At 58.6% G+C, this 11,529-nt stretch carries 11 protein-coding genes, 1 tRNA gene and 1 pseudogene; 1 reads left to right on the top strand and 12 read right to left on the bottom strand.

The features are described 5' to 3' along the window. On the top strand, window positions 1–310 hold a 310-nt coding region (locus JWR98_RS24550; RefSeq protein ID WP_205491451.1), incomplete at its 5' end, for a helix-turn-helix transcriptional regulator. A gap of 71 nt (window positions 311–381) precedes the next feature. Here JWR98_RS24550 and JWR98_RS24545 read toward each other — a convergent pair. The 12 genes and pseudogenes from JWR98_RS24545 to treS form a co-directional block, all read right to left on the bottom strand. Then, window positions 382–1,266 carry an alpha/beta fold hydrolase gene (locus JWR98_RS24545; RefSeq protein ID WP_205491450.1) on the bottom strand — a complete coding sequence of 295 codons (885 nt, stop codon included), beginning with the start codon at window positions 1,264–1,266 and terminating at the stop codon, window positions 382–384. Between the two features lie 228 nt (window positions 1,267–1,494). Beyond that, the gene (locus JWR98_RS24540; RefSeq protein ID WP_205491449.1) at window positions 1,495–2,127 is read right to left on the bottom strand and encodes a hypothetical protein; all 633 of its coding nucleotides are present in this window, start codon (window positions 2,125–2,127) and stop codon (window positions 1,495–1,497) included. A gap of 226 nt (window positions 2,128–2,353) precedes the next feature. After that, the gene (locus tag JWR98_RS24535) at window positions 2,354–3,259 is read right to left on the bottom strand and encodes a tetratricopeptide repeat protein (RefSeq protein ID WP_205491448.1); all 906 of its coding nucleotides are present in this window, start codon (window positions 3,257–3,259) and stop codon (window positions 2,354–2,356) included. Window positions 3,260–3,470: 211 nt separating this feature from the next. Beyond that, window positions 3,471–3,557, bottom strand: a tRNA-Leu gene (locus JWR98_RS24530). A 245-nt stretch (window positions 3,558–3,802) separates the two neighbouring features. Then, entirely contained in the window at window positions 3,803–4,000 is a 198-nt protein-coding gene (locus tag JWR98_RS24525) for a hypothetical protein (protein WP_078733334.1), read from the bottom strand. A 99-nt stretch (window positions 4,001–4,099) separates the two neighbouring features. After that, a complete protein-coding gene (locus JWR98_RS24520; RefSeq protein WP_205491447.1) occupies window positions 4,100–4,690 on the bottom strand; it encodes a hypothetical protein in 591 nt (196 codons plus the stop codon). Continuing rightward, window positions 4,687–5,388: a hypothetical protein gene (locus tag JWR98_RS24515; protein ID WP_003174154.1), complete on the bottom strand. Its 702-nt coding sequence runs from the start codon at window positions 5,386–5,388 to the stop codon at window positions 4,687–4,689. The genes JWR98_RS24520 and JWR98_RS24515 overlap by 4 nt, the downstream gene beginning before the upstream one ends. After that, a complete protein-coding gene (pstB, locus tag JWR98_RS24510; RefSeq protein WP_010210300.1) occupies window positions 5,388–6,149 on the bottom strand; it encodes a phosphate ABC transporter ATP-binding protein PstB in 762 nt (253 codons plus the stop codon). Before pstB ends, JWR98_RS24515 begins: the two co-directional genes overlap by 1 nt. 76 nt (window positions 6,150–6,225) lie before the next feature. Next, window positions 6,226–7,118: pseudogene (gene pstA, locus JWR98_RS24505) on the bottom strand (phosphate ABC transporter permease PstA). Further along, window positions 7,115–8,083 (bottom strand): phosphate ABC transporter permease subunit PstC, encoded by a 969-nt coding sequence (gene pstC, locus JWR98_RS24500; RefSeq protein ID WP_205491446.1) that lies wholly within the window; start codon window positions 8,081–8,083, stop codon window positions 7,115–7,117. The pseudogene pstA and the gene pstC overlap by 4 nt, the downstream one beginning before the upstream one ends. Window positions 8,084–8,157: 74 nt before the next feature. Continuing rightward, complete coding sequence (gene pstS, locus JWR98_RS24495; RefSeq protein ID WP_003174158.1) at window positions 8,158–9,186, bottom strand: phosphate ABC transporter substrate-binding protein PstS; 1,029 nt, start codon at window positions 9,184–9,186, stop codon at window positions 8,158–8,160. A gap of 207 nt (window positions 9,187–9,393) precedes the next feature. Further along, a complete protein-coding gene (gene treS, locus JWR98_RS24490; RefSeq protein ID WP_078733337.1) occupies window positions 9,394–11,457 on the bottom strand; it encodes a maltose alpha-D-glucosyltransferase in 2,064 nt (687 codons plus the stop codon). Window positions 11,458–11,529 lie beyond the last annotated feature (72 nt).

Raw genomic sequence — 11,529 nt, 5'->3', positions numbered from 1 at the left:
GATGGCGATCAAAGTGCGGCGACTGATCGCCAGCGACCTGGCAAACGACTGGAGTGCGTTGGACGTCGCCTCCACCTTTGCGCTCAGCGAAGCCACGCTGCGGCGCAGGCTGGCGGAAGAAGGCACCACGTTCAGTCGCTTATTGATCGATGCGCGCATGACCCTTGCCCTGCAACTGCTGCAATCATCCGCGCAGACCGTCATGCAAATAGCGCTTTGCGTCGGCTACCAGACGCCGTCGCAATTTGCCGTGCGTTTTCGTGACAGGTTCGGCTTCCCACCCACTGCGGTTCGTGGGCATCGACGCTGATGCGGCGGGCCTCCAGTGACTGTTTTTGGCGTAATCCAAGGCGCAATGGTCGACGCATCGGCTGCATAGCTTCAATCAGCAAGGCTCAAGACCCCGTCGGCGAATTTTTCTGGAGCCTCCTGGGGCACGTTGTGGCCGATGTTTTCCAGGATTACCCGGCGATACGGCCCGGTAAAATAAGCTGCGAATGGATCGTGATCGGCAGGTGGATCAACCGCATCGGCCTCCCCCTCGAGAACCAATGACGGCACCGCGATCTTGGGTTGCGCGGCAAGCCGGGATTCTATGTTCCGATAGGCTGGATCGCCTTCAACCAATCCGAAACGATGACGGTAGGAGTGTATTACCACGTCCACAAAGTCGTCGTTCTCAAACGCTGCGGCGGTTGTTTCAAACGCCTCCTGGGTGAACTCCCAGGTCGGCGACCACATGCGCCAAAGCAAGCGGCAGAACGCCTTTCTGTTCGCGGTCAATCCAGCGCGGCCACGGCTTGCGTGAAGGTAGTACTGGTACCAAAGAAGGTGCTCAGCCTCAGGGCAAACAGGTTGGTTCGCTTGAGCGATATTCTGAATACTGTAGCCACCGCAGCTCAACAAACCCTTTACCCGTTCCGGCCATAGCGCAGCGACGATGCAAGCCCCTCTTCCCCCCCAGTCATAACCTGCAAGTACAGCTTTTTCGATGTTCAGCGCGTCGAGAAAAGCCAACAAGTCGGCGCCTATCGCCGCCTGCTCTCCAGAGCGCATTGTCTGTTTATCCAGAAATGTAGTGGGACCATAACCACGAAGGTAAGGCGTGAAACATCGCTTTCCAGCCGAGGCCAGGATGTGGGCGACATCATCAAAGGCATGCACGTCATAGGGGAAGCCGTGGAGCAACACGACAGGGGTCCCGTCTACCGGACCGACCTCCAGGTAGGCGATTTCCAAAACACCGGCTTTGACCGTTTTCATCATTCCCTCCTACAGAGCAACAGCGATTGAAAGGTTGGACAAAGAAAGCAAGCCCATGCTCAATGAATCGAACCTCGCCTGTTTGGTGTAAAAGGGGACGGTGTAACGGGGACCGGTAAAGCGGTAAAGGGGACGAATTTATTTATCCTCTTACTACCATTGAGTATCGGCCCATTTAAATAAATCGGCCCCGTTTATCGTACGTTTATCGGTATCAAGCGACGTCGTAGTTCATTTGTCCAGATTCAGTACATCATGCATCCGTAAGCCAATTATTCCCCGCAACCAAGCTGTGTGAAACTCCATTTCTTCCAGAGAAGTACCCTCAGCCAATCGATATTCAAACTCCTTATCCCTCGGGCCCTGACACACGACACTAAAATAGCCATCACGGTCATAACTGGCTAACACGTAAGGGCTAATACAAATAATGTCGTCAAATGGCACCTGCACTTCGGTGGGTTTACGGCCGCGACGGGTGACAGTGAGGGTAAGCAGCTGTTTGTTTTCGTCGAACGTGAAAGCCAGCACTCTAGCGGCAGAGAAGATCCACGCAAAGACCAGCCCCATGAGCACAACACAACCAATCAGCATTAGAATGAGCGTCGACATCGTGAAACTCGACTCATCGCTGCTCGGTTCACCTTGCATCGCTTCAAACCCGAGAAGGAGCAAAATCGTCAGCACTAAGCCCGGCAACAACCATAGCACCACAAAGCAGAAACCCAGAATGGCCGCACCCGTGCTGCCAAAGGTCAGTAAATCCGGGCCGCGATGCCAAATAGGAGGATGGGCGGTGGAGCTTTCAGCGTTTGACGCGACTAAAGGCGCTGCCGCGCAGTGAGGTGGACGTTGACGATTCATCGAGCAGGCTCCAAGGGTGCTGCGTAGACATTACCACTACTGCCGGCCAGTCTGACCCAGAGACATCAGGCTTTTCAGCCCTCCCCAGCCCCCCAAAAGCAAACGCCGGGCAATCAGGGGGTAAAGGGGCAATTCTATTTTATGAGTCTTTATCGCGATAATGAGTATTGGCCTATTCAAATAAATTCGTCCCGTTTATCGCGTTTATCGAAACGCCTAGCAGCAATCAACTACAGGGTTTCCGGCCGCATATCCAATTCACGTGACGAGCCTCTTGAGGTGAAATCACAAGCGGCGCCTTGATTTCCAGTACGCCTGAACTATTTGTCAACGGCGCTGAGTCTCCCATCGATATCCTCTGGGCGGCCTTCATGATCCATCCGTCCACATTGGCATCACCGGTACCCTTGATCATGGTTACCTCAGGTGTACCGCTGTCTGATTTAAAACGATAAGCCAATGTCGCGTTCTTCACCTTACCCGTGGCATTGACCGCCTCGAACACTTCCCGAACCGCCAGACGGCGGCTTTGTTCGCCACGAAAGCCGCCAAACCAGAGCCGCTCATAGCGTTTCTCCTGCACCTCATTGAGCGATTGCCCCGCTGTGCGCAATCGGTTCATTGCTTTCCATGCATCATCACCGCAATGTTCGCTCGCATCCAGATACAGTCCCAGCGCGCCAGCTAAGTCGCGCAGCCCGCCTTTGCCTTCCTCCATCAATCTGCCAAGGAGCAAAACAGCATTCTTGCCGGAGAGGCGATAAAGCTCGCGCGCCTTCGCGTAGTCCACCGGCTCGCCCTCACCACGCTCGGCCATCTGCCCCAAAAGAACATTACTGGCCGGGTTTAGCTTGCTGGACTCAACGAACAACGCTCGCGCCTTGCTGAAATTCTGATCCACACCATATCCACCCTCCTGATACATCTTGCCCAGCATTGCCTTGCACGTAGCATTGCCATAGTCCGCATACCGTTCGATGTAGCGCAGATTGGCGCGTTCAAAGGGTTTTTCACCGGCGATCATCATGCATCGAAAGCCAACGAGGGAAGAATCGTAATCGGCAGGTCGGCTCAGGCTCTGGCAGCCCGTGGTCAAGGTAAAAAGCAGCAAAAAAGACAGAGGTTTGATCATGCTTCCATGCATCCGCAGAAAGAAATAAGGCACTATGCCACTACTCGAGGGCACTACTAATCGTATTCGCAATATTCATAAGGGGGGAAATTCCCTCGGTCCATATCTGGAAACGCAGGAAACCGACAGAACGCCCAAAACGAAAAAACCCGCCAAAAGGCGGGTTTTAAAGCGCTCCACGGACGTTACTGGCGGTCAGTGGAACAAGAGATGGTGCCCGAAGCCGGAATCGAACCGGCACGCCCTTACGAGCGGGGGATTTTAAGTCCCATGCGTCTACCAGTTTCGCCATTCGGGCGGCAGCGCGTGTTGCAGGGTTGGGAATATATAGATCCAGGCGCTTCGATGCAAGGATGCGGGGAAGCTTTCTTGAATCACCGAACGGGTGAAAAAGCTTGCTAGATCAGAGGGCTAGGTAAGCATCTGGAGGAATGGTCGCAGCCTCGCACAGCCCGGCAGACCCTGGCGAAAATCGTCCTCGCTCTGCCCAGCGCACACTAAAATCCCGGCGCGAAGGCCGGGACCGTGGTTACGCACTGGGCATCAATGCTCAGGATGTTCGCTCGTCACCGACTCGGCAGCCTCCACATCAGACATATCCTCTTCGAGCGGTGCTTCGTCATCCGGCGGCAGTGGGATTTTATCCTCATCATGCCTTGGATCATGCCCTGTCTCGTTGTCCGTATTGCGGGTCACCGCCTGTTGTGAATGGTTTCCGGGGGCGTTCTTGTCGATATCCATGCTGGCTCTCCGTTCTGGGCTCGGAATATCCGCGCTTGACGATAAGAGTCGCCGGGTGACCGCAGGTGCCAAGGTTTAGACGAATGGCGTCACCAGCCCTCAACCGTTAACCGTCAGCCCCGAATACACCCCCACCGGCATCTTGTAACGGTGCGGTTGCTGTCGCGCCAACTGCGCCTGCACCTGCGCAACGGCTTCCAGCACGCGCTGGGCCCACTGTTTGTCTTGCGGATCGACCACGACCACGCGGAAACCGTGGTCATAGCCCTCAAGCTGCACGCCTTCGGAGTCATCGACGTGCAAGTCGATGTCGAACGCCGGCGGAAACTTCGATGGCGGATTCGACAGCCCACGCTCGGTGAGGGCCTGGTTATGCCGCACGCTGTTGACTACACCGTCGACGTGGATGCCGTACAGCAACAACCAACGTCGAATGTAGGACGGGGTGCGACCGGATGAGGTATAGACCCACACACTGCATCCCTGGCGACGCAGCTCACGCGTCAGCGAACGGGCGCCGTGGCGCAGTGGTTCGCCCAACCAACGATGCAGACAGGCCGGCAACCGGCTGTGTTCGGTCGCGCTGTGGTGAAGCTGGCAGGCCAGCGTGTCATCGATATCGAACGAAATACGGATACGCGGTCGCTTGAACGCGCGTTTGATTGTCTGCAACACCGAATACCTTCTCATCGATAACCGCCCTGATAGACGGACGCAGGCGTGTCGTGCAGGAAAAACTTCATGGGATCTGGAGCGTTATTCTCTAGGAACGCAGCATATTTTTTCTTGATCTTGGGCAACTCGTACAACGCCTTGACGCCATGCTTGGCGGAATTACGGATAACCGAGGATGGGTTGAAGTAGCCCTCGGCGTTATCCAGGGTCAGCACGAAAGGCGGCAACCCCTCGCGCATCAGCAGGTAGCTGACGATCAGCGAGCCGCTGCGGTGATTGCCCTCGATGAACAACTGCGGCTTGCTGAGGCCCCGCACGTAAACCCCCGCGGCACGCTTCCAGACCGATTCACTGTGATGCTTGCAGTACCAACTGTACAAATCCTTGATGCCGCCTTCAACGTTGTTGAAGAAATGTTCTTCGGTCGCCGCCAGGTGCTGGGCGTATTCCTGCCGGCGTGCCGGGTTCTTGCCGCAGAGCACGGTGGCATTGATCTCCAGCATCAGGTTCAACTGCTGAAGATCGAACAGGTCGACACCGCGCGCAACGTAGTCGTCAATCAGGGCATACCCCTCGAGCACGTTCTGCAGCACCTCGTCGGTCAACGGGTCGCGTGGCTCGGTAAAGTCCCGGCTGAGCGCGGCAAAGTGACGCTGGAGCTCACGCAGTGCGCGCTCAATAGCCGATAAGTCCAGACGACGTGTTGCAATCATCAGCTGAACTTACCGCTGATGTAGTCGCCGGTCATTTGCTCGCGCGGGTTCTCGAAGATCTGCGCAGTGGGGCCCATTTCGACCAAATAGCCGGTGCGCGTGCCCTGGGAAATATCCACCGAGAAAAACGCCGTAGTGTCGGCCACACGAATCGCCTGCTGCATGTTGTGGGTTACCAGCGCGATGGTGTAATCCTTCTTCAACTCCACCATCAGTTCTTCGACCCGGCGAGTGGCGATCGGGTCGAGTGCCGAGCACGGCTCATCCAGCAGCAAGACTTCCGGCTCGGTGGCAATAGCGCGAGCGATGCACAGCCGTTGCTGCTGACCACCGGAGAGCGACAAGCCGCTGACCTTGAGCTTGTCCTTGACCTCGTCCCACAGCGCGGCGCCTTGCAGCGCATGTTTCACGCGGTCGCCCAAATCGCCCTTGTAGCGATTGAGGCGCAGGCCAAAGGCGACGTTGTCGAAGATGCTCATCGAGAACGGGTTAGGCTGCTGGAACACCATGCCGATGTAGCGACGCACCACCACGGGATCGACGCCCTTGCCATATACGTCCTGGCCGAGGAAGTGCACATGGCCCTCGAAGCGGAAGCCCTTGACCAGATCATTCATGCGGTTGAGGCTGCGCAGCACGGTACTTTTGCCGCAACCGGAAGGCCCGATGAACCCGGTGATCTTGTTTTTTTCGATGGGCACATGGCTGTCACGCACGGCCATGAAATTGCCGTAGAAAATCTTGTCCAGCTTGCAGTCCATGACCACAGGCGACTGGGTAACAAACGGAGCGGCTATTTGCGCATTGGGTAAGTTCAAAATTCAGGTGCTCCCGTTCTTAATACTTGGGTTTGCCGAAAATACGGCTCACGACATTCACGACCAGCACGATCATCACCAACACCAGCGAGGCCGCCCAGGCGAGCTCAAGCTGATTGTCGAAGGGCATGCCGGAAAAGTTGTAGATCAGCACGGCAAGGGACGCCGTGGGATTCATGACAGCCAGGCTGCCGTCGTGGTAGATCCAGTAGTTGCTGAACAGCGCGGTGAACAACAGTGGCGCGGTTTCGCCGGCGGCGCGGGCCACGGCAAGCATGACGCCGGTGAGGATTGCGGGCATGCCGGTGGGCAGCACGATTTTCCAGATCACCTGCGAGCGGGTGCAGCCCATGCCGTAGGCAGCGTCCTTCATGATCTTGGGCACCATCCTCATCGACTCTTCGGCCGTCAGCACCACGATCGGCAGCATCAGTACCGCCAGCGCCACGCCACCTGCCGGGGCCGAGTAGGTCCCGGTGGTCATCACCACCAGCGCGTAGGCAAACACGCCGGCCAGGATCGACGGCAAGCCAGTGAGCATTTTGGCGGCGAAGCGCGATGCGTTCGCAAGCTTGCTGTCGGGCCCCAGTTCCGCCAGGAACACCGCCGCGAGGATGCCGACCGGCACGGCAATGGCCGCCGCGATACCGACCATGACAAAGGTGCCCGCCATGGCGTTGCCGAAGCCGCCGCCCGTTTCGAAACCGGTGGGCGGCAACTCGGTAAACACCTCAAGGCTCAGGCGCGCACCGCCTCGGGTAATCAGCATATAGAGCACGGAGATCAGCGGCACGGCCGCCAGCAGCGCGCCAAACCAGACCAGCGTGGTCAATACCAGGCTGCGCAGGGCGCGGCCTTCGAAACGCGCTGCAGGCTGGGCAGCGCCGCGGTAGGTGTGGAGAGGTTGGTCATTGTTTGGTCCCCCGCTGGGCGTAGAGCATGATAATCGAACCCGCGACATTGACCAGCAGCGTGATGAACATCAGCACCAACGCCGCATACATCAACACCTCGATCTCGTTCGGCCCGGCTTCGGGAAAGTTCAGCGCCAACAAGGCCGCCAGGGTATTGGCCGGTGCAAACAGGGAAAGGGAAATATTGTTCGCATTACCCACCAGCATCGCCAGGGCCATGGTCTCACCCAAGGCGCGACCGAGGCCCAGCACCAGGGAACCGAAAATGCCGGTCGCCGCCGAGGGCACCATCACCTTGAGAATCGCTTCCCAGTGCGTCGTACCCATGCCGTAGGCAGCCTGTTTGGTTTTCATCGGCACCGCCGTGAGCGCGTCCTGGGACACCGCCGCAATCGTCGGCAGGATCATGATCGCCAGTACCAGCGCGGCGGGCAGCAGGCCCGGCCCGCTCAGGGACGTGCCAAAAAACGGGATCCATCCAAGCTCGGTGTTCAACCAGGTCGTCAGCGGCCGAATGGCGGGGATCACCACGTAGATCCCCCACAGGCCGTAAACCACGCTGGGGATGGCCGCGAGCAATTCGACGATAGTGCGAAACACCGCAGCCAGCTTGGCGGGAAGAAAATCCTGAGTGAGGAAAATCGCCATGCTGACACCGAAGAAACCGGCGATCAGCAACGCGATAAAGGCACTGTACAGCGTGCCCCAGATTGCCGGCAAAATGCCGTACTTGCCTTGGTTAACGTCCCAGACACTGCCGAACAGCACGTCAAAACCGTGCTTTTCCATACCTGGCAGTGCCTTGCGCCCCACTTCGAACACCAGCGCGAAGACCAGCGCCAGCACCAGCACCACGCCGATGCGTGCAAGCGCACGGAAGGTGCGATCAACCATAAAGTCCTTGGTGGACGGTGGCTGGCACGCAGAGTCCGGGTTAACCGGTACGACAAAAGGAGTGTTCATGGGTTGATTCCGAAACAGGGAGGAAGCACGCCCGGCATGGCTGACCGCCCATGCCGAGCGTGACCTGGCAAGCCTTACTTAATGTTGGCGGAAGCTTTGCGAACCTGATCGACTACCGAAGCTGGCAGAGGGATGTAGCCCATCGAGTCAGCGATTTTCTGACCTTCGGTCAGGCTGTACTCAACCATTTCACGCATGGCTTTGGCCTTGGCCGGGTTGCCGTTGTCCTTGCGGAAGATCATCCAGGTGTAGGAGGTGATCGGGTAGGACTTGGCACCGTCCGGGTCCGGCAGCCAGGCCACCAGGCTTTCCGGCATTTTCACCGCGGCCAGTGCTTCTGCACCGCTTTCGGCGTTCGGCACCACGTAGTGGCCGGCCTTGTTCTGCAACTGGGCGAAGTCAACCTTGGCCAGCTTGGCGAAACCGTATTCGATGTAGCCAATCGCGCCTGGGGTCTGGCGCACGGTGGCGGTCACGCCATCGTTCTTGGGCGACTTGATGAACTTGTCGGTGGCAGGCCAGTTGACGGTGTTGCCTTCACCCATTGCTTCCTTGAAGCCAGGGTTGATCGCCGACAGGTGCTTGGTGAACACGGCGGTGGTACCGCTGGAGTCGGCACGCACCACGACGGTGATCGGCGTATCGGTCAGTTTCAGGTCCGGGTTGGCGGCGACGATCTTGGGATCGTTCCACTTGGTGATTTTGCCCAGGAAGATGTCGGAGTACACGTCGCGCGGCAGCTTCAGGCCCTTCGGGTTGCCCGGCAGGTTGTAGGCCAGCACGATTTCACCGGCGGTCATCGGCAGCAGTTGCACACCCTCGGCGACCTTGGCGATGTCTTCGTCTTTCATCGCGGAGTCGCTGGCGGCGAAGTCGACGGTCTTGTTCAGAAAGTCCTGTACACCCGCCCCGCTCCCCTTGGACTGGTAGTCAACGGTGACGCCCTCGGTTTTCTTGCTGAAATCCTTGAACCAGGTGAGGTAGATCGGCGCCGGGAAACTTGCGCCGGAACCGGTCAGGCGGATGCTTTCGGCAGCAAACACCGAAGTGGCACCCAGAGAAACCGCGACGGCGAGTGCAGCAGACTTCATCAGACGTTTCATTCAGGAGAATCCTAGTGATTTCGGGCTCCGGAACTCTGCAACAATCTTGTTACGGTTTTATGAACGTGGAGTGGCAAAACGCCGTGATGTGCTCTTGCTGCACCGCGATAGGGGTCTTTGAGGCTACGAGTTCGTAACAAATTGCGACCAAATGCCCTGCCGCAGCGTCACCCGCGCAGGGCACTCCAGCGCCTGGAAGGCCGCGTGTTACATCGGGGTTGTGCTGACCACCCTCAGCGCCAGCCCTTCATAGGCGTCCAGATTGATGGTAAACACGCCCTCCTCCGTCAGGTCGCCTTCCACCCGCTCATTGATGATATCCACCACCATCCCCGCCGCAATATCAGGCAGGTTCACGGTTTCGGTGATCGACGTGGCGCCGAAGTTCAGCGCGGTGATTTGCGTGCCTCTGCCGGCTGGCAATTCGTGGACCATGATCAACAGGGCAGGATTCTGCACATCCGGCACCAGGATCTGACGGCTCGCGGCGATGTCGTAGGCGCGGCGGACCGCGAGGATTTTTTGCAGTTGCGAGGCAAACGATTCCGGGTCCTGCAACTGACTGTTCAGGCTGCCATACAGGCTTTTCGAGCGCGGCATCTGCCCGGCGGACAATTCAGCGTCGGGGTTAAGGTCCACCAGGTCGTAGGCGCCACGATGAATCCAGCGGGTGTCGCCGTCCTGCATCAAATGCGCGACGTCTTGCGCCGCCAGCGGCAAGGCCCCCACCAGATCCCAGCCAGACAAGGCAAACACCCCCGGCTGCATGGCGTTGTACATCACCAGCAGTAAATGAATCTGGCGGATCTGCTGGATATCCGCCGGGGTGATCGCATCAAGGTCCCGGATACCCAGCGCCGCCGTGATGATGCTGGCCGTGGTGCACGACACGCCATTGGTCACGAACTTGAGGTTGTACGGTGCATGCTCACCGGTCAGGCGCTCATACATCTGCTCGCGGATGTGCTCGCGCAGAATGTTGCCGGGGAACGTCTGGCCCTGGTACAGAAAGCTGTCATGGGCGTGCAGTGTCCAGAAGTGCACCAGCTCCAGCGTCAGTTCATCGTGGTTTTGCAGCGCATGGATCAGTGAGCCGGGGTCAATGCCCTGGCGATGCATTTCGCGCAGCATCAGGCGCAGGAATTCGGCATCGCCCATCAGCAGCGCATGCTGGTAAGCCGGACGGGTGATGAAGTCATAGGACAGATCGGCGCCGCCATGGGACATCGAGGCGATGTCATCCACCGTCAGATTCAACTCCTGGAAGCTGAAGCCGCCCGCCTTGCGAATCGCCCCGCCGAGCAGTTGGTTACCGGTGATCGACAGCGGGTGGCTCTCCGACCAGGCGGTGCCATCGAGCTTGCGTTCCACACCCAGGAAACCGTTGGCATCCAGGCGCAGGATCTTCGCGCCCATCACGTCGATGGCGTGCAGTGCATCGCCGATAATCATCTGTTGCGCGGCAAAGGTTGGGTCCAGCCAGTTGAGCGACGGCTGGCCTTCCTTGAAGTAATGCAGGTACACCCAGCGACGCGGTTTGCCATCCACGCCGATCACCACGGGCGTTGCGCTCCAGTCGGTTTCCTTGACGCCGGGCTCGAAGAAGATCACCCGTTGCAACTGGCCGACGATGTAGTGCTTGTCGCGCAGTGCATCCACCTGCAGCGGGCTGAGGTTCTGCGCATCGCGCCCCTCGGCCACCTCGGGCAACAGCGGCCAGTCTTCCTCGCGGATCTCCACCATGTGGTAGAGACCGGGGTAATCCTCATACGCCATCTCGGCCAGGCGGAAGTCCGCGCCCTTGCCGGTGTGGGACGGGATCACATCGTCAATGATCACCGCATTGTGCGCCGCCGCCATGCGCGTCAACGCCTGCAACTGCGCCTCGGTGCCCAGTTGCGGATCGATCTCGAAGCTGATGCGGTCGAAATTGCCGTCGATGGTCGGCGTGTGCCGCGTGCCGTTGAGGCCGCCGGACTTCTTCAACGGACCGTTATGAATGCCCTGGATGCCGATCTTCGACAGGGCGTGCCACAGGCTTTCATCCCCCAGCGCCTCCAGCACCGTGCCGCCCTCGCGCGTCACGATCGACGCCGGGTACGCGGTAAACCACACCGAAGACAGCGCCGAAGCATCCCGCGGCCGCGTCTGCGCAAAAGGCTGTTGCCACAACCGGCCCTGCCCGGAATAGAGCTTGGCGCGCTGGCGTGCCGCATGCAGCATCGATTGCTCCACCAGCCAGTTCACATGGTTGTTTTCAGCCGCGGTCATAAGCTTGGTACCTGTCGTTGTGAAACGTTGCTCGTAGACATATGAGGGGTACGCGGGCCATTCGTTGCATTG

Origin of the sequence: Pseudomonas lactucae (assembly GCF_016937615.1) — a bacterium.
In the GTDB taxonomy this organism is placed as follows: Bacteria; Pseudomonadota; Gammaproteobacteria; order Pseudomonadales; family Pseudomonadaceae; genus Aquipseudomonas; species Aquipseudomonas lactucae.
The sequence above is the reverse complement of the archived record's forward strand: the minus strand, read 5'-3'. Positions and strand labels throughout refer to the sequence as shown.

Coding starts and splice junctions, on each gene's coding strand:
- treS (WP_078733337.1), bottom strand. CDS start 11,457: ATGACCGCGGCTGAAAACAACCATGTGAACTGGCTGGTGGAGCAATCG.
- JWR98_RS24540 (WP_205491449.1), bottom strand. CDS start 2,127: ATGAATCGTCAACGTCCACCTCACTGCGCGGCAGCGCCTTTAGTCGCG.
- JWR98_RS24535 (WP_205491448.1), bottom strand. CDS start 3,259: ATGATCAAACCTCTGTCTTTTTTGCTGCTTTTTACCTTGACCACGGGC.
- pstB (WP_010210300.1), bottom strand. CDS start 6,149: ATGGACTGCAAGCTGGACAAGATTTTCTACGGCAATTTCATGGCCGTG.
- JWR98_RS24515 (WP_003174154.1), bottom strand. CDS start 5,388: ATGATTGCAACACGTCGTCTGGACTTATCGGCTATTGAGCGCGCACTG.
- pstC (WP_205491446.1), bottom strand. CDS start 8,083: ATGAACACTCCTTTTGTCGTACCGGTTAACCCGGACTCTGCGTGCCAG.
- JWR98_RS24520 (WP_205491447.1), bottom strand. CDS start 4,690: ATGAGAAGGTATTCGGTGTTGCAGACAATCAAACGCGCGTTCAAGCGA.
- pstS (WP_003174158.1), bottom strand. CDS start 9,186: ATGAAACGTCTGATGAAGTCTGCTGCACTCGCCGTCGCGGTTTCTCTG.
- JWR98_RS24525 (WP_078733334.1), bottom strand. CDS start 4,000: ATGGATATCGACAAGAACGCCCCCGGAAACCATTCACAACAGGCGGTG.
- JWR98_RS24545 (WP_205491450.1), bottom strand. CDS start 1,266: ATGATGAAAACGGTCAAAGCCGGTGTTTTGGAAATCGCCTACCTGGAG.